Annotated in this window: 16 protein-coding genes and 1 other RNA gene; 5 read left to right on the top strand and 12 right to left on the bottom strand. The window is 57.2% G+C overall.

Going from position 1 to position 26,966, the window contains the following annotated elements; genetic code table 11:
• The first annotated feature begins 23 nt into the window (after positions 1-23).
• A complete protein-coding gene (locus LOC70_RS08970) occupies positions 24-1,442 on the top strand; it encodes a DUF1501 domain-containing protein (protein ID WP_230253271.1) in 1,419 nt (472 codons plus the stop codon).
• Between the two features lie 347 nt (positions 1,443-1,789).
• Here the strand turns inward: LOC70_RS08970 and LOC70_RS08965 are convergent, their stop codons facing one another.
• From LOC70_RS08965 to LOC70_RS08935, 7 genes are all read right to left on the bottom strand, one after another.
• The gene (locus tag LOC70_RS08965; RefSeq protein WP_230253270.1) at positions 1,790-3,286 is read right to left on the bottom strand and encodes a leucyl aminopeptidase; all 1,497 of its coding nucleotides are present in this window, start codon (positions 3,284-3,286) and stop codon (positions 1,790-1,792) included.
• Between the two features lie 55 nt (positions 3,287-3,341).
• Positions 3,342-4,808: a sigma-54-dependent transcriptional regulator gene (locus LOC70_RS08960; protein ID WP_230253269.1), complete on the bottom strand. Its 1,467-nt coding sequence runs from the start codon at positions 4,806-4,808 to the stop codon at positions 3,342-3,344.
• Between the two features lie 177 nt (positions 4,809-4,985).
• A complete protein-coding gene (locus LOC70_RS08955; RefSeq protein ID WP_230253268.1) occupies positions 4,986-6,746 on the bottom strand; it encodes an SHD1 domain-containing protein in 1,761 nt (586 codons plus the stop codon).
• A 120-nt stretch (positions 6,747-6,866) separates the two neighbouring features.
• Positions 6,867-10,118: a carbamoyl-phosphate synthase large subunit gene (gene carB, locus LOC70_RS08950; protein WP_230253267.1), complete on the bottom strand. Its 3,252-nt coding sequence runs from the start codon at positions 10,116-10,118 to the stop codon at positions 6,867-6,869.
• Between the two features lie 222 nt (positions 10,119-10,340).
• Positions 10,341-11,414 (bottom strand): exonuclease domain-containing protein, encoded by a 1,074-nt coding sequence (locus tag LOC70_RS08945; RefSeq protein ID WP_230253266.1) that lies wholly within the window; start codon positions 11,412-11,414, stop codon positions 10,341-10,343.
• A gap of 173 nt (positions 11,415-11,587) precedes the next feature.
• Positions 11,588-13,069 carry a DUF1501 domain-containing protein gene (locus tag LOC70_RS08940; RefSeq protein ID WP_230253265.1) on the bottom strand — a complete coding sequence of 494 codons (1,482 nt, stop codon included), beginning with the start codon at positions 13,067-13,069 and terminating at the stop codon, positions 11,588-11,590.
• Positions 13,070-13,128: 59 nt separating this feature from the next.
• Positions 13,129-15,600, bottom strand: a complete 2,472-nt coding sequence (locus tag LOC70_RS08935) for a DUF1553 domain-containing protein (RefSeq protein ID WP_315857239.1) — start codon at positions 15,598-15,600, stop codon at positions 13,129-13,131.
• 407 nt (positions 15,601-16,007) lie between these two features.
• Here LOC70_RS08935 and thrS point away from each other — a divergent pair, with 407 nt between their 5' ends.
• Positions 16,008-18,239: a threonine--tRNA ligase gene (gene thrS, locus LOC70_RS08930; protein ID WP_230253263.1), complete on the top strand. Its 2,232-nt coding sequence runs from the start codon at positions 16,008-16,010 to the stop codon at positions 18,237-18,239.
• 103 nt (positions 18,240-18,342) lie between these two features.
• Here the strand turns inward: thrS and LOC70_RS08925 are convergent, their stop codons facing one another.
• Positions 18,343-19,752 carry a dipeptidase gene (locus tag LOC70_RS08925; protein WP_230253262.1) on the bottom strand — a complete coding sequence of 470 codons (1,410 nt, stop codon included), beginning with the start codon at positions 19,750-19,752 and terminating at the stop codon, positions 18,343-18,345.
• Positions 19,753-19,934: 182 nt separating this feature from the next.
• Between LOC70_RS08925 and LOC70_RS08920 the strand changes: the two genes are divergently transcribed.
• The 3 genes from LOC70_RS08920 (at position 19,935) to LOC70_RS08910 (ending at position 22,158) form a co-directional block, all read left to right on the top strand.
• A complete protein-coding gene (locus tag LOC70_RS08920) occupies positions 19,935-20,285 on the top strand; it encodes an ATP-dependent Clp protease adaptor ClpS (RefSeq protein ID WP_230253261.1) in 351 nt (116 codons plus the stop codon).
• Between the two features lie 197 nt (positions 20,286-20,482).
• Complete coding sequence (mtaB, locus tag LOC70_RS08915) at positions 20,483-21,769, top strand: tRNA (N(6)-L-threonylcarbamoyladenosine(37)-C(2))-methylthiotransferase MtaB (RefSeq protein ID WP_230253260.1); 1,287 nt, start codon at positions 20,483-20,485, stop codon at positions 21,767-21,769.
• Positions 21,766-22,158, top strand: coding sequence for a nucleotide pyrophosphohydrolase (locus tag LOC70_RS08910; protein WP_230253259.1), 393 nt, complete (start codon positions 21,766-21,768; stop codon positions 22,156-22,158). Before mtaB ends, LOC70_RS08910 begins: the two co-directional genes overlap by 4 nt.
• A gap of 104 nt (positions 22,159-22,262) precedes the next feature.
• Here the strand turns inward: LOC70_RS08910 and LOC70_RS08905 are convergent, their stop codons facing one another.
• From LOC70_RS08905 to LOC70_RS08890, 4 genes are all read right to left on the bottom strand, one after another.
• Positions 22,263-23,303 (bottom strand): ThiF family adenylyltransferase, encoded by a 1,041-nt coding sequence (locus LOC70_RS08905; protein WP_230253258.1) that lies wholly within the window; start codon positions 23,301-23,303, stop codon positions 22,263-22,265.
• Between the two features lie 105 nt (positions 23,304-23,408).
• Positions 23,409-23,811, bottom strand: an RNA gene (gene rnpB / locus LOC70_RS08900) — RNase P RNA component class A.
• A 28-nt stretch (positions 23,812-23,839) separates the two neighbouring features.
• Complete coding sequence (locus tag LOC70_RS08895; RefSeq protein WP_230253257.1) at positions 23,840-25,972, bottom strand: carboxy terminal-processing peptidase; 2,133 nt, start codon at positions 25,970-25,972, stop codon at positions 23,840-23,842.
• Positions 25,973-26,258: 286 nt separating this feature from the next.
• Positions 26,259-26,810, bottom strand: coding sequence for a gamma-glutamylcyclotransferase family protein (locus LOC70_RS08890; protein WP_230253256.1), 552 nt, complete (start codon positions 26,808-26,810; stop codon positions 26,259-26,261).
• Positions 26,811-26,966 lie beyond the last annotated feature (156 nt).

The raw sequence follows: 26,966 nt of genomic DNA, 5'->3' as shown, positions 1-26,966 counted from the left end.
ATCAACGCACTTCGAACGAGAAGGTGGATGTGATGTTTGTCATGCCACGCCGCGAAAGTTTGTTTCGTATGGGCACGTCGCTGGGCGGAATCGCACTGGCTTCGATGCTGGCCGAAGATTCTCGCGGCCAAGAATCCGACGCGGGGCCGATGCAGCCCAAACCCGTGCACGTGCCAGCGAAGGCGAAGAATTGCATTTTTCTCATGATGGAAGGCGGTCCGTCCCACATCGACACGTTCGATCCCAAACCGAAATTGAAGCAGTTGCACCTGAAGGAGTTTGTGCGTCAGGGACAACAAAAATCGGCGATGGAAAGCGGCAAACGCTACTACGTGCAGAGTCCGTTCTCTTTCTCACGCCATGGAGAAAGCGGTGTTCCCATGGCGGACAATTGGATGCACCTGCCCAAGGTCGCGGATGATCTGTGTTTCTTCCGCGGGTGTCAGGTCGACAGCGTCAATCATCCGACCGCGATGTATCAAATGAATTGCGGCAATCGATTTGGTGGCGACCCGGGCATTGGTGCGTGGGTGACCTATGGTCTTGGATCTGAAAATCAAAATTTGCCGGGATTCATCGTCCTGCCGGAGGTCTCGTATCCGCAAGGCGGCGCGGCGAATTGGAGCAACGGCTATCTGCCGGCCTTCTACCAAGGCACGCCTCTGAGAGCGAAAGGGTCTCCGATCTTGGACCTTGAACCGCCCATGGGCGTGAGTCGCACGCGGCAACGGTACAACCTCGATCTGCTGTCGCGAATGAACCAGCGTCATGCGGCGAAGCATCCGGAACACGATGAGTTGTCCGCGCGTTTGGAAAGCTATGAGCTGGCGTTCCGGATGCAAACGGAAGTTCCTGAGGCGATGGATTTATCAGGCGAAACCAAATCAACGTTTTCGATGTATGGGATTGGGAACGAAGCGACCGACGCGTTTGGACGCAAGTGTTTGTTGGCTCGCAAGATGATCGAGAAAGGCGTGCGTTTCGTTCAGTTGTACAACGGAACATGGGACAGCCACGATTACATCGAGCGGGCCCACGGCAATCTGGTGCGAGGCGTCGACCAGCCCATCGCAGCATTGATCCAAGATTTGAAACAACGCGGGTTGCTCGACATCACGTTGGTGGTTTGGTGCGGTGAGTTTGGACGTTCACCGGACAACGGCGTGCGCGGTGGGACCGCTTATGGACGGGATCACAACGCCAACGCGATGACGATTTGGATGGCCGGAGGTGGCGTGAAAGCAGGACACGCGATCGGTGCCACCGATGAAACCGGGATGACCGCCGTGGAAGAGGTTCGCCACGTTCGCGATTTTCACGTCACGTTGTTGAGGCTGCTTGGTTTGGATGACAACAAGCTGACGTATTACCACGCCGGCCGTTTCAAGCAACTCAGCCAGTTTGGTGGCAAAGTGATCGAGCCGCTGATCCAAACATCGTGACTGCTGTAGGCCCGGGCTCACTTGGCGAGGGTTCTTTGCCGGTGCACGTTGCTCTCGCAAGAGCATTTCGATGACGCCTCGCTTTGTTCCAAAGCATCGGCGTGGACGCCATGCGAGACATGGCCTACGGAGATCGGGACCAAATTCTGGCGAATCCGGCTACGGATCGAGCCTGTAGTCCAGGTCTCACCTGGCGATGGTTCTTCGCCGGTGCACGTTGCTCTCGCAAGAGCATTTCGATGACGCCTCGCTTTGTTCCAAAGCATCGGCATGGGCGCCATGTGAGACATGGCCTACGAGGATCGTAGCCAGACTCCGGTGAATCCGGTTGCAAGCTTGACGGCGACTCAGGATGCGTTTTCGACCCAACGTACCAAACTGCGCACCATGACTCCCGTGGCACCCGCATCGCGATGGGGTTTGGGCGAATCCATGAACGCGGGACCTGCGATGTCGATGTGAACCCACGGGACTTCAGCCACAAAGTTCTCCAAAAATTTCGCGGCGGTGATCGCGCCGCCCCAACGCCCTTCGCCGACGTTTTTGATGTCCGCGACTTTGCTTTTGACTTTCTCGTCGTACAGCGCAAACATCGGCAATTCCCAAACCGGTTCGCATTCCGCATTCGCAGCTTTTTCCACCGCGTCACAAACCGATTCACTGTTCGTCATCAGCCCCGCGACATCGGTTCCCAGGGCAACCATGCAAGCACCGGTCAAGGTTGCCAGGTCAACGATTGCTTCCGGATTGTGCTGCACAGCGACGTCCAGAGTGTCAGCCAAAACCACACGACCTTCGGCATCCGTGTTGAGAATCTCGATCGTTTTTCCACTGCGGGTTTCAATCACATCGCCCAGCTTGTAGCTGTCGCCGCTGACCATGTTTTCGGCCAGTCCGCACAACCCAATCACATTACGCGGCACCTTCAGTTCCGCTAACGCATGCATCACGCCCACCACCGTGGCGGCACCGGCCATGTCGCACTTCATGTCGACCATGCCTTCGCTGGGTTTCAGCGACAAACCACCGGAATCGAAGGTCACGCCTTTGCCGACGATGACCAGCGGGGCTTCATCGCCACCGCCATCATGCCGCAGCATCACCAATCGTGGTGGGCTGGTGGAAGCACGTCCGACCGCGAGGATGGCTCGGCAATTTTCGGCTTCCAGTCGCTTCTCATCCCACACTTCACAGGACAAGCCGCATTCGGAGGCCAGCTTTTCTGCGTACTGAGCGAAGCCCGATGGATTCATGATCGATGGTGGTTCGTTGACCAATCGACGTGTGTGATTGATGGAACGACCGAGCGTTCCACCGCGAGTCACGGCGTTTTCACTGAAGCCGACGAAGGCGATGTTCTCGGGCACCGAAACAGCAGGGGCACTGTGATAAAGGTGTTGTCCTTCACAAGCCGAGACGGCGCCTGCGACCACCGCATCGTGGTTGTCCGACTCAATGGCTTGTCCAACGACAAACGATATTTGGTTGCGAGGTTTGTCGATCAAGCGACGCACCACGGACGCACCCAGTTCATAAGCCTTGCCGCGACTTTGTTGATCCGCGGTGCCCACTCCGGCCAAAAGGACCCATGGAGTTTGCGAATCGCCGGTTGCGAACAGAGTGATCTCACCGGGTTTGCCAGTCAGTTCACCCGAGTCACAGGCATTCTTGATGACGGACTGAATGGCATCTGAAAGACTGGATGGGATCTCGCAAGTAACCGTCGTGACATCGTCAGATGATTCGCCCGATGGTTGAACGGCCAACACCACGACACCCGCGTTGGATGCATCCAATTCAGCGGCGGCGGACAGATTGGGGGTTGGAAATGGCAAAGGTTGCATGTTGCTCTCGAAGTCCGTGAAAGATGCGTGAATGGGTAAGCGAGGTGCCGGGAAGTCAGTCTGTCGCGTTGGCTTTGGCTTCCGCGTCGTCGTCTTTTTTGTATTGGTCCAATCGTCGGTACAATGTTCTCGCTCCGATTTTGAGAAGCTTGGCGGCTTCTTCGCGATTGTTGCCGGTGAGCTTGAGTGTTTCCTCAATCGCCCAGCGTTCGATTTCCGCGAGTGGTCGACCAATGAAGTTCATCGAACCATCGGTCAAAGCGGGTGGCGTGATTTCCTCGCCTTCCACCGGAGCGTCATCGATCAACTCGGGTGGTAAGTCGTCATCGTCAAGCGAACCGTCGGTGTCCAAAACCACCATCGTTTCGACGAAGTTGCGAAGTTGACGAATGTTTCCCGGCCAATCGTAGGCAAAGAACTTTTTGGTGACGGCGGGAGTGAAATGGGCGGCGGGTTTGCCATGCCGTCGCAAAAACATTTTGCGGAAGTGATCCATCAGCGGGATCACATCGTCACGACGTTCACGCAGAGGTGGCAATTCGATCGTGACGACTTTCAGTCGAAAGTACAGATCGTTTCGGAAGGTGCCATTGTCGATCATCTCTTCCAACGGTCGGTTCGTCGCGGAAATCAGACGGACGTTGACCTTGATCGATTTGTTGCCACCGACGCGAGTGATTTGGCTTTCTTCCAACACCCGCAGCAATTTGATCTGCGTGCTCATCGGCATGTCGCCGACTTCGTCCAAGAACAACGATCCGCCGTTGGCGTATTCAAACGCACCTTCCCGATCGGAGACCGCGTCGGTGAACGAGCCTTTGACGTGACCGAACAGCTCGCTCTCGACCAAGTTTTCCGAAACGGCACGGGTGTTGAGCGCCACCATGCGTTTGTTTTTTCGCGGGCTGTTTTGATGAATGGCCTGAGCGACCATTTCTTTTCCGGTGCCTGATTCACCCGTGATCAAAACCGTGGCATCGGTGGCAGCGATCCGACGCAATCGATCAATGACCGTTTGCATCTTCTTGCTGGTGTAAATGATGCCTTCGAAACCAAACCGTTCGTCGAGCCGCTGCATCAGCTCGGTGTTTTGCCGTCTCAGTTCGACATTCTCGGCAGCCTTTTCCACAATCGCTCGCAGGCGACTCGGCGTGATCGGCTTTTCAAGAAAGTTGAAGGCACCCTGCTGCATTGCTTCCACGGCGATCGGCACGGTGGCGTGTCCGGTGACCATCACCACTTCGCACTCGGGAAGTCGTTCTTTGGCCATTGCCAAGATCTTCATTCCGTCGACGTCGTTCATCACCATGTCCGTGATGATGATGTCAAAGGTCTCTCGTTGGATCAGGGCCGCAGCGTCGGGGCCGCTGGTGGCGACCTCACAAACGTATCCGACTTTTTCCAGGCTTTCCGTCATCGCTCGCGCGTGAGCGGCTTCGTTGTCGACAACCAGCAATCGATACTTTGAGCGATCAGGCGGTTCGACCGGTGAGTCGGCTGCGTCTTGGGAATCGGAGGTCATTCAGATCAGGCAGATGACGAGAAAGGCTGGTGAATCACGTTTTCGCGGGATCGCGTGCCCTAGATTCTAAGCCCGTCGAGTTCGCTGGGAACCATATCAATGCATCGAGATCGCCGCAGCGAGGAAAGCCGTGGGTCATACGACCGTCACTGCGTCGGGTTGTCCAGCGCGACGCGATCATTCACTGACGACTTGAAACGGATTGGCGTCCGTTTCCGCCTCTTTTTGCAGTTGTTCGGCCAACTTCGCATCGTCGTCTGACAAAGCAGCCAGCGGCACCTCGATGATTTTGCCGTCGGCCGAACGCAGACGCACCACTTTTTCTTGGATCGCCAGAAACGCGGCCTTGATTTTGTATTTGCCGGTCTTGTCCGACCAAGTGCGAATGGCCTCGTTCGCGTCGCGGTCGGGCATTTCAGCGGCTTCCTTTTCTTCAGCCGCCGGGACGGCCCGTGGGTTGATGGTGCGGCGGGCTGCTGTGCGAAGGTTCCTGCGTGGGGTTCGTGTCTGCGAGGGCTGGGGAACGGTTGCCGGTGGGTATCGCAACATCGAAACGTTCACGCGATCCGGCCGCCCGTGACCACCCACCTTTTTGACGGACACCTCGACGTTGTTGTGAACTTCGGTGACTTCAACGGCCTCGAAACCACCGATACGTTCCCGGGCTTTGGCCAAGACCTGTCCCACAGCAAGACGGTTGGCGGAGGTGACTGGGTTGCCCGTTCGTTTGACCGTGCCGAGGCTGCGGCTGTAGTCGCTGCGGTCTTCGGTCATTTGCCGAATGGATTCGTCGTAGCGACCGGCGGCGGAGTAGAAGAACGACTTCAGATGGCCTTGAGTCATGTCGGCACGTTGCAACAACGCCTTGGCAATTTCTGGGTCCTGCCGCGCGTTTCGCGAATTCAGTTCGGACATCGCGCGGTGGGCTTTGGCTTCGGAAGCTCCCGGTGCGAGATCCATGATCCATTGTTTGCGTTCCGCATCTGTGAACGGCCGCGTGCGTTTCAAAACCGCTTCCTTCGCTGCCGCAATTTTCGCATCGCGTTCTTGTTTGGTTTCGCGAGTCAGTGAGATCGAAATGGGCACTTTCACTTCCACACCATCGTCAACTTGGTAGATCACGCGGTTGATTTGCAACTGTTCATAGAAGCCATCGTCCAGGTTGAAGAAAGCGATGCCGTCACCCTGCATCTTCATCGGCGGGTCTGACTCCGGTGCGGAGAGCTCATATTGGTGATCGATTTTCATTCGATTACGGATCACCGGATGAGCGACGTATTTCCATTTTTCCGTCGCGATGGAGAGTTTGCGATTTTGGATTCCCGCTTGGCTTGCAAACGATGGCGAGAAACCAAACGGAGTGCTGACGCGAGCGATGTTGGTGGTGTCCGAGACGTCCCAGGTCACAGGCACGTCGGCTCCGTTTTCTGCGCCTCGGGCGGCGCGAGCGTTGATCGGTTTGGCGTCGGCCGGCGGCAGCGGTGCGATGGCGAGCTGGCCGATGGTACCGAGCAGCAACCCCATCATCTCGTCACGTTGCGAGACCTCGACTTCGCCGCGTGGGGTGATGCCAATCAACGCAGCTCGGCAAGAGACGGATTCAAGCGTCGGCAGGGATGACTCTCCGCTGCTGCGGAAGAAGGACGGCATGCGAGACGGTTTGCCTTGCAGGTCGCCCGTGACTGTTAGTTGAATCAACTCCGGCGTGGCGGATTTGACTTGATAGGTCAGCGTGCCCGGATATTTTCCCGCGTCTTTGCCCATCCCGATCTGCAAGTTGATCTTGTAGGTGACCGTCGCATCAACCTGTTGGCTGAAACGTGGCGGTTCAGCGGATGATGTCGTCGAAGCCAATGCACAGGCTGCGAGCAACACCTTTCCAATCAGAACGCTGGAGGAAAGACGAAGGGAGTGAATCGGTTGCGATGAGCCAAGCATGAACGGGCCTTCAGACGGTGGGAATGAACCCCCATTCTAATGGCCCGGCGTTTCCGTTGGGAACGGAAGCAGTCCGGGCAGGGAAGCTGTTCCCGTTCACTGGATGACAACCGCGAACGATCAAACGTTCATTTCGTAGCGGCGTTGCAGCGATTCGACCTGCATCGGTGTTTCTCGCATCGCGACCATGGCTCGGACAGCCGCCTCGGCTGCTGCCAACGTCGTGATACAGGGAACGCCGTGTTGCACGCCGGCGGCACGAATCTTTCCTTCGTCCGTGCGAGCACCCTTGCCCGACGGAGTGTTCAAAATCAATTGAACGTCGTCGTTCTTCAGGTAATCGATCAGGTTGGGATGACCTTCGGAGAGCTTCTTCACTCGCGTGACGCTGACGCCGCTGGCTTCCAATCGCGAAGCCGTGCCTTCGGTCGCCAACAGCTCAAACCCAAGGTCGATCAGCGATTTGCCCAGGGACTCAGCGGAGTCTTTGTGATTAGCCGACAAGGACAGGAAAATTTTGCCTGACTCTGGCAACACCGTGCCGGCCGCCAACTGGCTTTTGGCAAACGCGAGCGAGAATAGTTCGCTGACGCCCATGACTTCGCCCGTGCTTCGCATTTCGGGACCGAGCACAATGTCGACGCCAGCGAATTTGCGGAACGGAAGGACGCTTTCTTTGATCGAAACGTGACGCGGAATGGGTTCTTCGGTGACTCCCAAATTTTTCAACGTTTCGCCCGCCATGACCTTGGTCGCGATGTTGGCGACGGGAACACCCGTTGCTTTGGCGACGAAAGGAACCGTGCGGCTGGCTCGAGGATTGACCTCGAGGATGTAAAGGATCGGCTGAGTGCCTTCCATCTTCACCGCGAATTGGATGTTCATCAGTCCAACGACGTTCAGGCGAGCCGCCAATTTTTGAGTGGCATCGCGAATTTCGGCGAGCACCGGTTGAGGCAGGCTGAACGGAGGAATGCAGCAGGCCGAATCGCCCGAGTGAACACCGGCCTCTTCGATGTGTTCCATGATGCCCATGATCACACAATCATTGCCATCGCTGACCGCATCGACGTCGACTTCGGTGGCGTCTTCTAAGAAGCGGTCGATCAAAACCGGTTGGCCATCTGCGACGATGAAGGCTTCCGCCACGTAGCGAGCGAACTGCGATTGGTCGTAGCAAATTTCCATGGCTCGGCCGCCGAGCACGAAGCTGGGACGCACAAGTGCAGGATAGCCGATGCGTTTGGCTTCGACGCGAGCTTCGTCCATGTTGCGAGCGATGCCGGATGGCGGCTGACGCAGTCCAAGTTCGTCGATCAAGCTGCTGAACAATTCGCGGTCTTCGGCGGTGTCGATCGTGTCGACGCTGGTTCCAATGATCGGCACACCGGCCTGTTCCAAACCACGAGCCAAGTTCAGCGGAGTTTGACCGCCGAACTGAACGATCACGCCGTCGGGTTGCACCGAGTCGCAAATGTTCAGAACGTCTTCGATCGTCAGTGGTTCGAAGAACAGAATGTCGGACGTGTCATAATCCGTGCTGACCGTTTCCGGGTTGCTGTTGACCATGATCGATTCGATGCCCATTTCTTGCAGGGCGAACGAAGCGTGGCAGCAGCAATAATCGAACTCGATCCCTTGGCCAATTCGGTTGGGGCCACCGCCCAGGATCACGACGCGTTTTTTGTCGCCCTTCGGTGGCAATTCCGTTTCGGCTTCGTAAGTGCTGTAGTAGTACGGCGTGAAGGCTTCGAATTCAGCCGCACAGGTGTCGACGCTTTTGAAGACCGGACGGATGCCGAGTTCCAAACGTTTGGCACGAACTTGCGATTCGGTCTTGGAAGTGATCGTCGCGATTTGCCGGTCGGAGAACCCGCGGCGTTTTGCGTCTCGCATCGTGTCCGCGTCGATCGCGTCCAGCTTGCCAAGCGAACGCAGGTTGTCTTCCGTTTCGACCAGTTGCTGGATGTGATCCAGGAACCACGGGTCGATGTGGGTTAGAGAATGAATCTCTTTGGCAGTCATGCCATCTTTGAAAGCGTACCGCAGGTAAAAGATTCGCTCGGAGCCAGGCGTAGAGAGCTTGGCACGAATCTCATCCCGGCCGGGTTGATCTTCGGTTCCCCATAGGTCGCGTGGGTCGCAACCTAATCCGAACGCACCGACTTCCAATCCTCTCAGAGCTTTCTGGAAAGACTCTTGGAACGTGCGTCCGATCGACATCGTTTCGCCGACCGATTTCATCTGCGTGGTCAGCGTCGCGTCGGCTTCGGGGAATTTCTCAAACGCGAATCGTGGCATCTTGGTGACGACGTAATCGATCGTCGGCTCGAAGCACGCTTTGGTTTTCTTGGTGATGTCGTTGGGCAATTCCCACAACCGATAGCCAACGGCCAGCTTCGCCGCGATTTTTGCGATTGGAAATCCGGTTGCCTTACTCGCCAACGCCGAACTGCGGCTGACGCGAGGGTTCATCTCAATCACGATCATGCGGCCGGTTTGAGGCTCGATCGCGAATTGAATGTTGCTGCCTCCGGTTTCGACACCGATTTCTCGGATGACGGCCAACGAGGCATCCCGCATGCGTTGGTATTCTTTGTCGCTGAGCGTTTGTGCGGGGGCGACAGTGATGGAGTCACCCGTGTGGACGCCCATCGGGTCCAAGTTTTCGATCGCACAGATGATCACGACGTTGTCGTCGCGATCACGCATGACTTCCATCTCGTACTCTTTCCACCCGATGATCGATTCTTCGATCAGGACTTCCGTCACGGGCGACTGGTCCAAGCCGTTTTGAACCAGCGAGTCAAAGTCGTCTTTGTTGTAGGCGATGGCAGAACCGCTGCCGCCCATGGTGAACGACGGACGCACAACGGCCGGCAAGCCGACTTCGGCCAGTGCTTCGCGAGCTTCGGCCAGCGTGTGGACGGTGAAGCCTTTGCAGACATCCAGACCGATCTCTTCCATCGCCTTTTTGAACTGGTCACGTTCTTCGGCTTTGGCGATCACCTTCGCATTCGCGGCGATCATTTCCACGCCGTACTTCTCCAGCACGCCGTTGGCATCGAGGTCCATGGCGACGTTCAGACCGGTTTGTCCACCCAGCGTTGGCAGCAACGCATCGGGGCGTTCTTTTTCGATCACCTTTTCGACCATTTGCCACGTCAGCGGCTCGATGTAAGTCGCATCCGCGGTGGCCGGATCGGTCATGATCGTGGCGGGGTTGCTGTTGACCAGCACCACCTCGTAGCCCTCTTCGCGAAGGGCTTTGCAGGCCTGGGTTCCGGAGTAATCGAATTCGCAAGCTTGGCCGATAACAATCGGGCCACTACCAATGAGCAGAATCTTCTTGATGTCGTCGCGACGCGGCACGGAAACGATCCCAAACGAGGGCGGAGGGGCTCAAATGACCGACGTGAAGACCTGCAAACTCACACGAAATCCCGCCTATTCGTGGGGCGATCGCGTGTGGGTGCACTCATTTCAACGACGCCGGCCGTGAAAATTTCGGGAAGGATAACACGGTTTGCCTTCGGCGCAGAGGTCTCGACCGCGGATCCAATCCGATTCTGTCGAAGTGGGAGGGCTGAGGAGCTAGGAGCTTTCTCCCGCGATGATCATTTCGAGAAATTCCTGTTCGCTGAGAATGCGGACGGGGGCTCCCTCCTCCGCCAATTGTCGGGCGGTCTCTTCTTTGGTGCTCATCGAGCGTCCCGCTTGGATCGTTCTGGAATCCAATTCACCCACGACGACCAAATCGGTTTTGCGTGACACGCTGCTTTGGCACTGGCCGCCACAACGTGAGGTCAGCATTTCCGCCTCCTCGCGCTGCAACCGATGCAGCACTCCGGTGAACACAACGCGGCGTCCTTCCAACGGGCGAATGAAATCGGCGCGAACCAGCAACCGTTGAAGGTCCACGCCACTGGCCCCCATGCCGCAGGGTGAAGGCGACTGCATCGGATGAGACGCCACAGTGGAGCCGGCGATCATCACGGAAGTCCGTTTGCCGGAACCACGCGGTGCAGGCGAACCGGGTGCAGGCGAACCGGGTGAGGCGGATCTTCGTCGAGACCGAGTGCTGCGACGCGAAGTGGGACCTTTCTTGCCCCAACTGCCAGCCGCCCCTCGCGACAAACTGAGCTTGGATTCCAGGTCTTCTAAACTGCTAGCGGCTTTGTCTTCCGCGGCGGCCAACGCAATCTTGGCGCAGGCGACCGAATCTTCGAGTGCGTCGTGATGTCGGAATCGAATGCCCAGCCAATCGGAAAGCGGCTTCAAACCAAAGCGAGGTTGTTGCGGCCAAGTTCGTCGAGCAATCGCCCGAGTGCAGCTGTATTGGAACTCAGGGGCCGGATGGTCGTGCGACTCCAGACAAGCAAGCAGAACGCCCAAGTCAAAGCTGGCGTTGTGAGCGATCAAGCAATCGTCGCCAAGTGTTGATTGGATCTGCGGCCAAAGCTCACCAAACTCCGGTTCATCGCGAACCATAGCGGGAGTGATGCCATGAATCTGAATGTTCGCTGGCGAGAACACAAACGGACGAGGACGGATCAACCAACACGCTGAATCGACAATCTCGCCGTTGCGAACGCGAACCGCCGCCAATTGACATGCACTGTCGGAGCGCCGCGTTGCGGTTTCGAAGTCGATCGCCGTGAAGTCCATGAACTCGTTCGATGCGTGGGACGCGAATTCACTCCGTGATTCCGCATTTCATTGGGACGTGCAGGAACGATCCTATCACGTCCGGCGGCCAAGTGAATGTCCCACGAGTCGAGGACACCGCGTTGATCATCGCCAAGTTTTGTAGTGCTGTCGTGATCCATCCAGGAACGCGATCAAGCCAGAATGTCGTGAATCACGTGGGCCTCTTCCACGCCGGTCAGCCGTTGATCCAGTCCCATGAACGGGAAAGTCAAACGCTCGTGATCGATCCCCAGTTGATGCAAGATGGTCGCGTTGAAGTCACGGACATGTACCGGATTTTCGACCACGTTGTAGCTGAAGTCATCGGTGACCCCGTGAGCGATCCCGCCTTTGACGCCGCCGCCGGCCATCCAAGTGGTGAAGCATCGGGGATGATGGTCGCGACCGTAATCCTTGTGCGTGAGTTTGCCTTGGCAATACGTCGTTCGACCGAACTCACCGGCGAAGACCACCAACGTGTCGTCGAGCAAACCACGTTGGCGAAGATCGCGAATCAGCGCCGCACAGGGTTGGTCGATGTCGTACGCTTGCCCACGAATTTTCTTGGGCAGGTGCGAGTGGTGATCCCATCCGCGATGGAACAATTGAATGAAACGAACATCACGTTCAACCATTCGCCGAGCCATCAAGCAGTTGCGAGCGAACGATCCGCTCTTGTGAACTTCTGGGCCGTACATCGCCAACGTGTCTTCGGTTTCTTGGCTGAGATCGGTCAGTTCGGGCACCGATGCCTGCATGCGGAACGCCATCTCCTGTTGAGCGATCGTCGTCAGGATTTCAGGGTCACCACTTTGCTGCATGTGTTGGCGATTCAGTTCGGTGACGAGATCCAACATCTCTTGTCGACTTTCGCGGCTGACGCCCTCGGGGTTGGACAAAAATAGCACCGGGTCGCCGGAGGGTTGGAACGAGACGCCTTGATGTTTCGAGGGGAGATATCCCGATCCCCAAAGGCGGCTGTAGAGGGCTTGGATATTGGCTTTGTCGCCGCTCCAAAATGCCGAGTTCAAAACAATGAAGTCAGGCAGGTTCTCGTTCATCCGGCCGAGGCCGTAGCTCAACCATGAACCCAAGCTGGCTTTGCCGGGAATCTCGGAGCCGGTGCAAAACAACGTCTTTCCCGGATCATGATTGATCGCATCGGTGTGGGTCGAACGAATCAAGCAGATGTCGTCAATCACCGTGCCGAGATGCGGCAGAAGTTCGCTGAGGTGAATGCCGTTTTCACCATGACGCGAAAATTCGAACATGGTCGGCGCGACCAATTGCTCTTTCCCACGAGTCATCGCGGTGACCCGTTGGCCGTTGCTGACGCTGGGTGGCAACGGCTGTTTGAATTGTTTCACCAGTTCAGGTTTGTAATCGAACAAATCCATCTGGCTGGGAGCCCCCGCCATGAACAGGAAGATCACCCGTTTGGCTTTGGCGGGGAAGTGCAGGCCGTTGGCTTCGTCGGAAGCCGGTGTTTGCGAGGGTGAGGCGGCGCTCGCTTGCGAGCGTGCGACGATGGAACCGAGCGCCGCGGCGCCCAGCCCCATCGCGGAATGTTGCAGGAATTGGCGGCGTCCAGCGAGGCTGGCGAGTGTTGCATCGATCGAGGTGGTGGCGTTCATGACGATGTCTTTGGCGGAAAGTTGTGTGTCGTTGTTGATTGCAAGTGAGGATCAGAACATCACTCGCGAGTGCGAACGCAGTCCAGGTTGAGGATCGAGTGCACCACCATGGTCCAAGCGGCAAGGCGTTGCTGCTCTGCGGAGTCGGTGATGGATTGCACGGCGGGATCGTTGCAGCGTTTGATCAACGCGGCGGCCTCGCCGGGTTTGCTTTGGAAGTGCTTTTGGAACGCGGTCAAAGCATGCTGCAGCGATTCGAAGGTGGACTCGCTGGGTGGTCGTGATGTGATGTGCTCGAACGCGGCGATCAAGCGAGCCGCTTCGGCATCTGTTTCACCAGCAAAGCGGTCTTCCTCAAGCATGTCGTTTGCCAGCACCGTCGCCGCTGAAAAGAATTGCGGCTCGTTCATCAACATCAAGGCTTGAAGCGGTGTGTTGGTTCTTTCGCGACGGGCGATGCAACTGTCACGATTGGGCGCGTCGAAGATGGTCATCTGTGGCGGCGGAAGGCCTCGTTTCCAAAAGGTGTAAACGCTGCGGCGATAAGCCTTGTCACCCGTGTCCGCCACGTAGGAGTTGGGGTAAGACGTGGGCATCGCCACGATTTTCCACAATCCTTCGGGTTGAGGAGGTTTGACGCTCTTGCCAAACATCGTCGGGTTCAGCTGCCCGCACACCGAGAGGACTTGGTCGCGGATGACTTCCGCGTCGAGTCGGTAACGAGAGCCACGAGCCAACCAACGATTGCCTGGGTCGGCGGCATAGGCTTCTTGCGGCGCGACGGAAGTTTGTTGGTAGGTTTGCGACAAAACCATGGATCGCATGAGTTCTTTGACGTCCCAGCCCGACTGCATGAACTGAATCGCCAAGTGATCCAGCAATTCGGGGTGGCTGGGCGTTTGTCCCTGTGCACCGAAGTCTTCGGATGTTTTGACTAAGCCCACACCGAACAACTGTTGCCAGAAACGATTGACGGCAACACGCGACGTCAACGGATTGGATGGATCTACCATCCAGCGAGCCAGGTCCATGCGATCCTTTTGGCCCTCCTCGGCGTTGGGCATCGGCGGCAAAAACGACGGCGTCGCACGAGTGACCGGTTCGCCGGGCGCGTCGTAGGCACCGCGAATCAGAATGTGAGCGGGACGAATGTCCGAGCGTTCTCGCATCACCAGCGTGGCTGGCACATTCACCACAATGCTATCACGCTGCTTCGTCAATTTCGCGATTTGGTTTTGAGCCTGCTGCAAACGTTGTTTGCGTTCTTCCTCGGTGAGCGTTGGTTCGTTGGCCAGCGTTTTTTCTGATTCGGATTCCTGCGCAGAAGCATCGGTTGCTTCGGCCTTGGTGGATTCTGCCTGCGTGGACTCAGGAGCCTTGGGCGATGGTTGCTTCAGTTCGTTCACTTCGGATTGCAACCGAGCCAGTTCCGCGTCGAGACGCTCGAGTTCGGCGGCTTGTTCTTCGTTTGGGAACTCGATGTAAGGAGCTTGCAATCCCCGGCGGAAATCGGTGCCTCGCCGGCCGCCCGTTTCTGGGGCTCCGTCAAAGTTGTTGAAGAACGCGTACAGCGAATAAAAATCTTTCTGCGAAATCGGATCGTATTTGTGGTCGTGGCAGACCGCGCACTGCAGCGTCAGCCCCATGAACGCGGTGCCAACGGCGCTGACTCGATCGACCACATTTTTAACGAAGCTCTCTTCGGGCAACGCCGTTCCGCGGTCGATGATCAAGTGCAAACGATTGAACCCGGAGGCGATCAACTGATCGATGCTGGGGTCTTCGTGCAGGTCGCCCGCGATTTGATCGACGATGAATTGATCGAAGGGCAAGTTCTTGTTGAACGATCGGATCACCCAATCGCGATAGGGCGTCATCTCTCGGTAGTGGTCATGGTGCATGCCGTTCGTGTCGGCAAAGCGAACCAAGTCCAACCAATACCGTGCCATGTGCTCGCCATAAGCGGGCTTGGCCATCATTCGATCGACCAAGTCTTCGTAGGCGGTTTCGGACGTGTCGTTCAGGAAGGCGTTGATTTCATCGGTCGTCGGCGGCAGCCCGGTCAGGTCCAATGCGACTCGGCGGATCAGAGTTCGGCGATCGGCGCGTGGACGCGGCGACAGTCCTTTCGATTCCATCTTTGAACGCACGAATCGGTCGATCGGGCGTTCCCAGTTCTCGTGCAAGCTGTCGGGAAACTCCGGCGACGCGGGAGTCACAAACGCCCAATGTTTTTCGTAGGGGGCCCCGGCTTCGATCCACTGTTTCAAAACCGCGACTTGTTCCGGTTTCAAAGGTTTGTGCATCTCCTCCGGCGGCATGATCATGTCCGGATCGTCGGTTTCGATCCGCACCAGCACCTCATCCAGGTCGGCTTCGCCTTCCACATCCAGGCGAAAACCCGCGGCATTGTTGGTCTCGTCGGGGCCGTGGCAGGCGAAGCAGTGATTCGACAAAATCGGCCGAACGTCTTCCTGAAACGAAAGCTCGTCGGCGGAAACCGAAGATCCTGCGGCAAACAAGATCGCCATCCAGACCGCCACGACAACAATGGGTTGCGAGAGTTGCGTTTGGGGCGAGACAAAATCGCTGCGGTGAAACAAGAAAGGTTGCACAAGCATCGGGAGGCTGGAGTGTGCCGTAAAGGCGAGGCGGGAATCGGCGGTGGGACCTGTATTTTGATCGACCACCCACAACGTCGCAACTGAGATCCCCCGCCAACGAATTCGCGTCATGCAACACGGAACGGCGTTTCGCCTCGGAAATCGCGAGGTTTACCCGGAATGGGACCGCGTGAAGTGGCTATGAAACTCGGGTAGAGAATGTTCTCGCGAACATGAACTGAACTTCTGCTGTCCCCCCCTGAACCGCTATTCTTGGCATTGATTCGCGACTTCGTATCTCGCGACGCATCTCTGTTCAGAAAGAAAATTGTCTGATGTCCGCTGATTCCACCCCGTCCCCCGTTTCTTCCTCAGCCGCAGAAGTTCAAGTCCGTTTGCCGGATGGTTCGCTGAAAACCCAGCCCGCTGACGCCACCGCGATGGATGTCGCGAAAGAGATCAGTGAAGGTCTCGCTCGCAGCGTGGTCGCCGCGGAAGTGGAGGGCACCATTGTTGACTCGTTCCGTCCTCTCGGCGAAATCGCCGATGAAGACAATGTGGTTCCGCTTCGTTTGCTGACCACGCGAGACGAGTCCGCCCTCGATGTCCTGCGACACTCCGCTGCTCACGTGATGGCTCGCGCGATCATGCGTCTCTACAAAGGCGTGTCGCTCGCGTTCGGTCCGACGACCTCGGGCGGGTTCTATTACGACTTCGATATGCCGGAGAAACTCAGCGAAGATGATTTCCCGAAGATCGAAGCTGAGATCAAAAAGATCATCAAAGCGAAAGAGCCTTTCGAACGCTTCATCTTGGAACGGGACGAAGCTCGAAAGTTATGTGATGACCTCGACCAAGATCTGAAGGTCGAGCACATCGAAACCGGTTTGGGCGATCAGGCGACCGTCAGCTTCTATCGTCAAGGCGAGTTTGTTGACCTTTGCCGTGGACCTCACATCCCACATGCGGGCATGATCAAAGCGATCAAGCTGCTCAGCGTGGCCGGTGCCTACTGGAAAGGCGACGCATCTGGTCGTCAGTTGCAACGTGTCTACGGCACTGCGTTCTTTGACAAGAAAGAACTGTCGAGCTACTTGGAGCAACTCGAAGAAGCCAAACGCCGCGACCACCGTGTGCTGGGCAAGCAACATGGTCTTTTTGCAATCAATCCCGAGGTCGGACAAGGCTTGTGTCTGTGGCTCCCCAAAGGTGCCCGCGTTCGTGTGACGTTGGAAGACTTCTTGCGACGCGAATTGCTGTCACGCGGTTACGATCCGGTTTACAGCCCACACATTGGCCGTGTGGAGATGTACGAAACCAGTGGTCACTTCCCGTATTATCGCGACAGTCAATTCGCACCGCTGTTTGGTAGCGAAGTTGGCGGGCTGTTGGATGCGTGGAGCACGCGATTGGATCAAGGCGGATTGTCCAAGGACGATGAAGACAAACTGATCGCGGCTGCCGAAGTCTTTGGCGTCAAGCTTCCCGATTACAAGCCATCCGCTTCCAACGACGCGAAGAAAGATGTGCTGCATCAGTGGCAGCTGAATCACGAGCGATATTTGCTCAAGCCGATGAATTGCCCGCACCACTGTCAAATCTTTGGCGCCCAGCCACGATCCTATCGTCAGTTACCGCTGCGTTTGTTCGAGTTCGGAACGGTTTATCGCCACGAGCAAACCGGCGAGCTGAACGGCATGATGCGGGTGCGTGGTCTGACGCAAGATGACGCGCACATTTTCTGCACCGCGGATCAGGTCGAAGAAGAATTCCGCGCGACGATCGAGCTGACCAAGTTCGTGTTGGAGTCGGTTGGGTTGGACGATTACCGCGTTCAGTTGTCGCTGCGTGATCCGGACAGCAGCAAGTACGTCGGCAGTGAAGAGAATTGGGATCACGCCGAAGGAGCGCTTCGCGGCGTGTTGCAGCAATCCGGTTTGTCGTTCAACGAAGAGCCCGGGGAAGCCGCGTTCTATGGGCCCAAAGCGGACTTCATGGTCCGTGACTGCATCGGACGTTCGTGGCAGTTGGGAACGGTCCAGTTGGATTACAACCTGCCCGAACGTTTCAAATTGGAATACAAGGGCAACGACAACGCGACGCACCGTCCGGTCATGATTCACCGGGCTCCGTTTGGTTCGCTGGAACGATTCACCGGGATGCTGATCGAGCATTTCGCGGGTGCGTTCCCGATGTGGTTGTCACCCGAGCAAGTTCGCGTGTTGCCGCTGTCGGACAAATCCTTGGAGTACGCGACCGCGGTGGCGAAGGAACTGGACGAGGCGGGATTGAAAGTCACGGTGGACGCCAGCGACGGCAAGGTGCAAGCGAAGATTCGCAACGCCCAAATTGACCTGGTCAACTACATGGCCGTGGTTGGTCCCAAGGAAGCCGAGACCGGACAGGTGGCGCTGCGTGACCGGATCGAAGGTGACTTGGGATCGATGCCGATCAAGGAAGCGATCGCTCGACTAAAGAAGGAAGTCGAGACGCGTGAGGTTCGACAAGCGGTCAAAGGCAGCACGGTTTCGATCGCCGAAACCGGTGGTGCCGCGACGGACTATTGATCGATTGACTCGTCAGTCGAGTCACGGTCAGTGGCCAACGCCCGGCGGAGCCGGGCCGCAATCATTCCATGTTTTGAACATTTCGCGTTGGTTTGGCGGCAAGTCAAACCGACGCGATGGATTGCCAGAGGGACGCGGAGGCTTGGATGCCGCGATGGAAGTCATCGAGCGAGAACTTTTCGTTCGGGCTGTGAGCGGCATCGTCGCCTTGACCCCATCCGAGCAGCAAGCAATCGCATTTCAAGACTTCTTGGAAACGAGCCAAAATCGGAATCGAGCCTCCTTCGCGGATCATGACGGGGGCCGTTCCGAAGGCTTGCTCGATCGCGACGCTGGCGGCTTTGGCAAAGCGACTGTTGGCATCGGCCAGCATCGCCCCGGCCCCGTGATCTGGTTTCAGCGTCCAGTGGATTCCCGGCGGGCAATGTTTCTCGAAGTGTGATTCCAAAAGCTTGGTCAATCGTTTGGGATCTTGGTCGGGGACCAATCGGAAACTGAACTTCGCCGACGCTTTCGCCGGCAGAACGGTTTTGACGCCTTCGCCTTGATGGCCTGAGGTCAGGCCGTTGATGTCCAGCGATGGACGAGCCCAGCGGCGTTCGTCGGTGGTGAAGCCGGTTTCGCCATGCAGTTCCGATGCTCCGACACTGTTGGCAAATTCAGCGTCATCGGCACCCAGTTTTTTCCACGCTTCGCGTTCAATGTCGGGAATGGCCGCAACGTCGTCGTAGATGCCTTCGACCGCGATGCTGCCATCGGCGTTCTTCATGCTGGCGAGCATCTGGCACAACGCCATGGCAGGGTTGGCCACCGCGCCGCCGAAGCTGCCGCTGTGCAGGTCGTGTGACGGTCCGTCCAAGAACAATTCGTACGTGGCAATTCCGCGCAGTCCGCACGTGATCGCGGGGCGACCCGGTGCGTATTGGCTGCTGTCGCTGATGACGACCACGTCGCACGCCAGTTTGTCCGCCAGATCCGGCAGTCGTTCCTCCAGGTTCTGGCTGCCGACCTCTTCCTCGCCTTCGATCAAGAATTTGATCTGTAGCGGCAAGGACTGCCCGCTGGCGACCCAATCACAAACGCTGTGGATGTGTGTCAGGACTTGGCCTTTGTCGTCCGTCGCACCTCGGGCGAAGATCTTGCCGTCGCGGATCGATGGCTCAAACGGAGGCGTGGTCCATAGATCCAGTGGCTCGGGCGGCTGCACGTCGTAGTGACCGTAGACCAGGGCGACGGGGGCTCCGTCGACCGGCGGCGTGGACGCGACCAGCAGCGGGAACCCGTCGGTGGCGATCAGTTCGGTGCTCAGGCCAGCGTCTTCAAATTTTCGCTGGAGCCAAGCTGCCGCTTCGTGCACGTCATCGCGACGTGATGAGTCGCTGCTGATGCTGGGGATTTTCAGCCAATCGACCAATTCCTCCTGATGACGCTCTCGGTTTGCATCCAAGTGAGATTGAACTTCCGAGGGCAGTTGAGCGGCGGACGAGGTGGCAGATTGTTCGGGTTGGGCCATCGATTTGCATTGCGAAAAAGAAAGGTTCAGCGTGCCGTCGAATGCGGAAAAATCCGTATTTGAGGACTAACAGGTCCATCTGGACGCCTCTACAATAGCACTTCAACAGTCAAAACAGGACCACTGAGCGGCGTTGAGAATCGCCGTCGATTGCCCCAGCTTTCACAGGAGTTTTTGGAAGCATGTCCGACCATTCCGCCGCCGTCGCTGAACCCGAGGTTGCTCCGGAAGAACAACAACGCAGCGATCGCAAACCTAAGCGGCAACCGCCCTATCACGTCATTTTGTGGGACGACACCGACCACAGCTATGACTACGTGATTTCAATGATGAAGCAGTTGTTTCGGATGCCGATCGAAAAGGGGTATCAGATCGCCAAAGAGGTTGACAAAAGCGGCCGAGCGATTTGTATGACCACCACGTTGGAATTGGCTGAACTGAAACGCGACCAAATTCATGCCTTTGGCAAAGACGAACGTTTGGATCGTTGCAAAGGCAGCATGTCAGCAACCATCGAACCCGCCCGCGGATAAACGCATTCTCGGACGAGGCGGCGAGGCTCCGCGATCTTGGATGTCTTGATCGCGATCGCCGCGGTGTTGGTCGCATCGCATCTTCCCGTTGCGGTGTCGTTCCGCCCGATTCGGACTCGGCCGTTTCCGTCCTTTTCACCCCATTGAGTTGGATTGCTCGAAACCCACGGGCATTTCCCCACGAGCACTTCTTTCTGATGACGGCGAAACTTCGAACTCGGACCTTGGGCTGCAAGGTCAACCAATATGAAACGGAATTGGTTCGCCAAGGGTTGCAAACCATTGGCTACGAGGACGCCGGCGAAGGCGAGTCCGCCGATCTGTGCATCGTCAATACGTGCACGGTGACGGAAACCGGTGATTCCAAAAGCCGCCAAGTCGTGCGTCGTCTGCACCGCGAGAACCCGGACGCTCGTATCGTCGTGATGGGATGCTACGCCACGCGGGCTCCTGAGGAGGTTGGTGCTTTGCCCGGTGTGGTGGAGGTGCTGACGGACAAGCGAGAACTGGGTGATTTGATGGGCCGCTTCGGCGTCATCGATGTGCCGACGGGACTGTCTGGCTTTGCCGGACGCAAACGTGCCTACGTGAAAGTCCAAGACGGATGTTTGCTCCGTTGCAGCTACTGCATCATTCCCATGGTCCGGCCCAAACTGCATTCACGACCCAGCCAGGAAATCGTCGACGAGGTGACTCGTTTAGTGGACGCCGGTCACCGCGAAGTCGTTTTGACGGGAATTCACCTTGGACATTACGGCGTCGACTGGAACCGCAATAAACCTCGCGAAGAATGGGTGCGATTGGCTCATTTGGTTCGCGATCTGTGCGAGATCCCGGGCAAGTTCCGAATTCGAATGAGCAGCATCGAAGCCACCGAAGTCACCCGGGAACTGATTGGGGTAATGGCGGAGTATCCGGAAAAGGTTGTGCCGCACTTGCACCTGTGTTTGCAATCCGGAAGCGATTCGGTGCTGCGTCGCATGCGACGTCGGTGGGGCACCAAAATGTTCTTGGATCGTTGTCGTTTGCTGCGTGAATCTCTCGATCGACCCGCCATCACGACCGACATCATCGCTGGATTCCCGGGGGAAACCGAAGAAGAGTTCGAGCAAACGCTCCGCACTTGTCGGGAAGCGGGATTTTCCAAAATTCACGCGTTCCCGTATTCCGCTCGGAAAGGCACGCCCGCCGCCGAGCGTAATGATCAGCTCGACAAATCGTTGATCTCCGAACGTGTCGATCGATTGGGCGAGGTCGAATCTGAACTGCGTCGTGACTACTACGATTCGTTGGTCGGTTCGCAGTTGGAGTTGTTGGTTGAAGAAGTCGGCTCGGACGGGCGATTGCAAGGAACGACTTGCCGTTACGCTCCCGCGACGATTGATATTCCCGAACGAGCTGAAGACGCCGACGCGTTGCGTGAGGATGATTTGATCCAAGCCAAAGTCGTTCGCGTGGCCGATGACCGTTTGGAGTTGGCGTGAGCGACTCAGCGAGTGATCGCCCAGCCGAAAGCGCGAAAGCGAATGAGGGGAGACGCGATGACGTGGTCACGGTGGAGGAACTGAAAGCCGTGGTTCATCAATTTGTGGATGAGCGGAACTGGCACGAGTTTCACCAACCAAAGAACTTGGTGATGTCACTGGCGATCGAGACTGCGGAGCTGATGGAGCATTTCCAGTGGCTGACTCCTGAAGAAGCCGCCGGTGTGATGAATGATCCGCAGAAACGTCACGACGTCGGCGAAGAAGTCGCGGATTGTTTGGCGTATCTGCTTGCGATCGCCAATAAGTTGGACATCGACTTGGCAACCACATTGAAGGCCAAGATGATCCGCAACGCGATCAAATACCCCGCTCCCGAACAATCGTAGGCTTGGACTCGCCAGGCGAGTGTGCCAGCGTGAGCGGTGCTGAGCGGGTGGCGAACGAAATTCTTGACGAATTACGCTACGGGATTTGTGTGGGGCGTTGCGGGCTACGACCCGACGTAGCGATCGTAGATTGAGCGTGCGTGCGGGATGTCTCGAACACCGCTGATCACCGCTCGGCCGTCTCGGAAAAGCGTGAGTGTTTGGTCGTCGGGGAGTTTCAAACGCGTGAAAAAACGCGTCGATTGCACGGGAGCGATCGCGGTCCAACGTTCCACCATTTTCGCTAAGTCAATCTTTCTGGTTCCGCCGGGAATTTGGACCGCGTTGCGACCACAAAGTGTTTCGCCTTGGGACGTCCCAGCCTCGGCTGAGTTTAAAAAGTCGTATCGACCACCGTAGCAGGCGGGGCACTGCGACGACAATCCTTCGTCAATCGCGAATGCTCGAAATTGATTCCGCCACAAGTCCACTGAGAGAACCTTGCTGTTGGTCGCCTGAGCGGCACCCGATAGGAACTTCAGTGCTTCGGCGGATTGCAGGCTGGCAATCAAATGCGTTGCCGGACCGATCACCCCGGCTGTGTCGCAGGTGGCCACGTCGCCGGGATTGGGAGCGTCCGGAACCAAACAACGAAAACAAGGCGATGTCCCGTTGAAAAATCGAACTTGCCCGGTCGCGCCCACGCATCCGCCGTGGACCCAGGGGGTTCGTTTCGACAGAGACCAGTCGTTCAGCAGCAATCGAAGCGTGAAGTTATCCGCCGCGTCGATGACCAAGTCGACTTCATCGAGCAACTGATCAATGTTGTTCGGTTGAACGTCGGCGACGATTTCTTCGATGGTGATGGACGAGTTGATCTGTCGCAGATGCGAGGCGGCGGCTTCCGCTTTTGCCAACGCTTGTTGGGCATCCGATTCGGTGTAGAGACTTTGTCGCTGAAGGTTGCTCCATTCGATTAAGTCACGATCGATTAGCCGCAGGTAACCAACGCCCGCTCGCGCGAGCAACTCGGACGCAACCGAACCCAAAGCACCGCACCCGAGCACCGCAACTCGTGAAGCTTGGATCTTGGATTGGCCTTCATCGCCGATGGCGGCGTACTGGGACTGACGCAGGTAACGTTCGTTGGGATTCGAGATCGCCATCGTGCAAGGGTGGTCGTGGAGCCGACCGTCGTATTGGCCCGGAGATATTGTGATTCAGTTGGTGACGACGGAGTTTGCTGGGCAGCGATCCGTCCATGGGAGAGCAAAACGAGTGGGCTTGTAAGCCGGGTTCTGTGCCGATGCGAGGCATCGACGGTGACCATTTATCTGTGCACGACGATTGCTCGTCGCCTCCACCGCGACCTACCCGGATGTCGATGACGAGGCGGGCCGCCTCGATTGCATCCTGTTTGGTCTAGCTCCGGATGGGGTTTACCGAGCCGATCAAGTCACCTTGATCGCTGGTGCGCTCTTACCGCACCGTTTCACCCTCACCACGCGTGGCGTCACGTGGACGCCACCGTTCGGCGGTCTGCTCTCTGTTGCACTTTCCCTGGCCTCACGACCGGTCGACGTTATCGACCATCCTGCCCTGCGGAGCCCGGACTTTCCTCCAGCCGGAAACGCGGGAACCGCGAACCGTGCCAGCGATCACCCCGCCCACTCGTCTTGCGTGGCCCAGGATACCAGCTCGGCTATTTTGCAACAGCCAAGTTCTGTGATCGCAATCCGTTCACGTACTCGTGGGCCACGTTCATGACCTCTTTGTTGTAATACGTGTCGCGGAAGATCTCGTCGTTGTTGAGCACCTCGTCGAGTTCTTCCTCTTCGGCTTCGGTTTGTGCTTCCCGTTCGGCTCGACGACGGAGGAAGTCCTCTTCATTCAGCGAAATGCTCTTCTGGTCTTTTTCGCGAACGTACAGTTCGATGCGACGCATGAGCTCGGCGAATTCTTTGTCTTGCTGAACGCGATTGGCCGAGTTGATTCGAAGCTGATTGATCAGGCTGTCGGGCGTCATCGCGTACAGGTTGTGTTTCGCCAGTGGCACCTTGTCGAATTCCAAGGCGTATTCCAAGTCACCTTCAGCGACGGGAAGCTTGCTGGTCATGCTCGGCAAAACCAGATCCGCTTCCACACCACGCAACTGGGTGCTTTCCCCATCGGGCAGATAGAACTGCTGCAGGGTGACTTTCAGGGCACCGTAGTTCTCGGTGTTGCTGCCGAACAAGTCCTGGCCGAGATCACGCAACGTTTGCACGGTGCCTTTGCCGTGGGTGGCGGGGTCACCGACGATGATGCCGCGATGATAATCCTGAATTGCACCGGCGAAGATCTCACTGGCACTGGCACTGAGCTTGCTGGTCACCACAACCAAGGGACCGTCCCAAACGGTGCCGCCTTGATCGTCCGAGTATTGCTGAACCGAACCGTCCGAGTTCTTGACTTGAACGACTGGACCGCGATCGATGAACAAACCGGTCAGGCTGATGGCTTCCGTGAGGCTGCCACCGCCGTTGCGCGACAGGTCCAACACCACGCCGCCGACGTTTTGTTCTTTGAAGTCATACAGAATGCGTTCCACGTCACGGGTGCTGCTGCGGTAATCGCGTTCGTTGCGGCGAGCGGCTTCCATGTCCATGTAGAAACTGGGCAGGTTGATGTAACCCAGTTTGACTTTGCCTTGGCCGGGCAATTCGTGTTCGATGATTTCGCCACGAGCGGCCGAGTCTTCAAGTTCGATTCGGGCGCGAACGATCTTCAGGATCTCTTCGTTGCCGGTGCCACCGGGACGAACCGCCAATCGAACGGTGCTGCCCGCACGACCACGAATGAGTTTGACGACCTCTTTCAGTGGCATTTCGATGATGTCGACCATCGGGCCTTCGAGGTCTTGGCCGACGGCGACGATCACGTCATCGGGTTTGAGTTTGCCATGTGAATCCGCAGCACCGCCGGGAATGATTTGGCGAACAACTGTGGTGCCATCCTTCTCGCCGAGTGACGCCCCGATGCCATCGAGGTTCAAACGCATGCTGATGGCGAAGTCTTCCAGGGTTGCCGGCGACATGTAGGTTGAGTGCGGGTCGTAGCCGTTGGTGACCGAGGTCAGAAACAGCTCCAGCAAATCGTCAGAGCTGGTTTGCTTCCAACGGCGAGCGTAACGAGCGTAGCGACGACGCAGTTGGTCTTTCGCTTCCGCCATGATGTCGTCCATCGATTTTTCTGGCTCAGCGTTCTCTGCGTCTTCGTCCTTGTCCGACTTCTCGTTCCGGAGGTCAAGCAAAGCCAGTTTGATTTGTCGACGCCAGCGATCGCGTGCTTCGTCGGCATTGCGTGCGTACTGGGTGGCGTCGCGGTCGATGATGATTTGTTCGTCACGGGTGAAGTCAAACTCGCCGTCGAGGAGCTCCATGACAACGGCCACCCGCTCGTCGACTCGTTGTGTGAACCGACCATAGATGTAGTAAGCCAGACTCAAATCGCCCAAGCGAACTTGGTCGTCGATGACGTTGGAGTAACGTTTGAATTCGTCGACGTCGCTCTGCAAAAAGTAGAGCTTCATCGGGTCGAAGGATTCCAAGAACAGATCGAGTGCTCGTTGGCTGATCTCGTCGTTGAGTTGTTTTCCCGACACGTGCTGAGTCGGCATCAAATTCGAAATCAGCTTCGCGATCACCTTGTCGCGCGAGGTGGGTTGCGGTGGCGGAGATTGCTGGGTGGCAGCGCGGTCCGCTTGTTCTTGGGCGAAGCTGAGGCTGTTCAGTTGGGGGGAGCCGATGCAAACCGTCGCGAGCAAAGCGACGGAGAGTTTTTGACGAAACGACATAGAGCACGATCGGGTAGAGGGAAAAACCGACAGAGGCGGAAGGAATGCTTGCCTACCAAAATAGGGCATTCAGGGAGGCTGCGCGTGTCCGTCCGGTTGGATGGTAGGAGTGTGGCGAAAAAACGGCAACCTTGATTTCCAAAGGTTCACAGCCTGCCTCAACCACTTGGGGTGGTCGTCGCAGCCTTCACCGCCTTGGAGGGTCGTCGAAGACGCATTGGCGACGTTCGACCGCCCCAAACCACCGAGTTCGCCGCATGTACTTCGGTTGGAACCCAAACGAGGTTCAAATGTCACGCTCGATTCGCCATTTTTCTGGCGGCCAAACCGCCAAATTTCCCCACGGAGTTTCCCCAGGACAGATCTCGCTGAACCCGTCGCGCATGGGATCGGTCGAATAATGGTAGGTGGATGCCGACCAAGTGCCCGGTGCTTGGCGGCCAGGCAAGTCACGTTGACCGGCGAGCCGCATGTCCGAGTGAAGCAACTTGTCCGAGTGAAGCAGCGTTGCGGTGACTCGCACACGGTCATACAGATTGGGTTGGCCGGGTTGATTGGTCACCTCGATCTCGTCCAGCACTTTCGTTACCCGATTCGCGTCGGTCCGGTGATAGAACCAGCATTCGCCGCCCACCCGCTGGTCACCCGCCGTCATCGCCGGGTAGTCGTCGCGGCCGTAGAGCGTTCCGGTCACCCACGCCGGATGCACGGCCAAAGGTTCGATTGGCCAGCAACGCTCGCGGCATTGTCCGCGGCACAGCGTCCCGTACACAAAGAACACGCTGAGTTCTTCAGGATCGACGTCCGTGGGAGTGGTGCCGGAATACGAAAGCGTCATGAATGGTGTTCCTGGCGAAGGCGGTGCTACGCTGCAGTGTTGCGAGATCTGGCCGTTTCGCAATCGTGATGTCGGAACGTCATAACCGGATCCGATGCGTCTGACCGCTGCGTTTCGTGGGGGATCGTTTTGGCGACCGCTATGGCGGGCTGATAC

Origin of the sequence: Rhodopirellula halodulae (assembly GCF_020966775.1) — a bacterium.
Classification (GTDB): Bacteria; Planctomycetota; Planctomycetia; order Pirellulales; family Pirellulaceae; genus Rhodopirellula; species Rhodopirellula halodulae.
The sequence above is the reverse complement of the archived record's forward strand: the minus strand, read 5'-3'. Positions and strand labels throughout refer to the sequence as shown.

Bases quoted from the DNA above. Each gene is read 5' to 3' on its own strand.
- LOC70_RS08960 (WP_230253269.1), bottom strand. From the start codon at position 4,808: ATGACCTCCGATTCCCAAGACGCAGCCGACTCACCGGTCGAACCGCCT.
- LOC70_RS08920 (WP_230253261.1), top strand. From the start codon at position 19,935: ATGTCCGACCATTCCGCCGCCGTCGCTGAACCCGAGGTTGCTCCGGAA.
- LOC70_RS08890 (WP_230253256.1), bottom strand. From the start codon at position 26,810: ATGACGCTTTCGTATTCCGGCACCACTCCCACGGACGTCGATCCTGAA.
- LOC70_RS08965 (WP_230253270.1), bottom strand. From the start codon at position 3,286: ATGCAACCTTTGCCATTTCCAACCCCCAATCTGTCCGCCGCCGCTGAA.
- LOC70_RS08895 (WP_230253257.1), bottom strand. From the start codon at position 25,972: ATGTCGTTTCGTCAAAAACTCTCCGTCGCTTTGCTCGCGACGGTTTGC.
- thrS (WP_230253263.1), top strand. From the start codon at position 16,008: ATGTCCGCTGATTCCACCCCGTCCCCCGTTTCTTCCTCAGCCGCAGAA.
- mtaB (WP_230253260.1), top strand. From the start codon at position 20,483: ATGACGGCGAAACTTCGAACTCGGACCTTGGGCTGCAAGGTCAACCAA.
- LOC70_RS08925 (WP_230253262.1), bottom strand. From the start codon at position 19,752: ATGGCCCAACCCGAACAATCTGCCACCTCGTCCGCCGCTCAACTGCCC.
- LOC70_RS08955 (WP_230253268.1), bottom strand. From the start codon at position 6,746: ATGCTTGGCTCATCGCAACCGATTCACTCCCTTCGTCTTTCCTCCAGC.
- LOC70_RS08940 (WP_230253265.1), bottom strand. From the start codon at position 13,069: ATGAACGCCACCACCTCGATCGATGCAACACTCGCCAGCCTCGCTGGA.
- LOC70_RS08945 (WP_230253266.1), bottom strand. From the start codon at position 11,414: ATGGACTTCACGGCGATCGACTTCGAAACCGCAACGCGGCGCTCCGAC.
- LOC70_RS08935 (WP_315857239.1), bottom strand. From the start codon at position 15,600: ATGGCGATCTTGTTTGCCGCAGGATCTTCGGTTTCCGCCGACGAGCTT.
- LOC70_RS08905 (WP_230253258.1), bottom strand. From the start codon at position 23,303: ATGGCGATCTCGAATCCCAACGAACGTTACCTGCGTCAGTCCCAGTAC.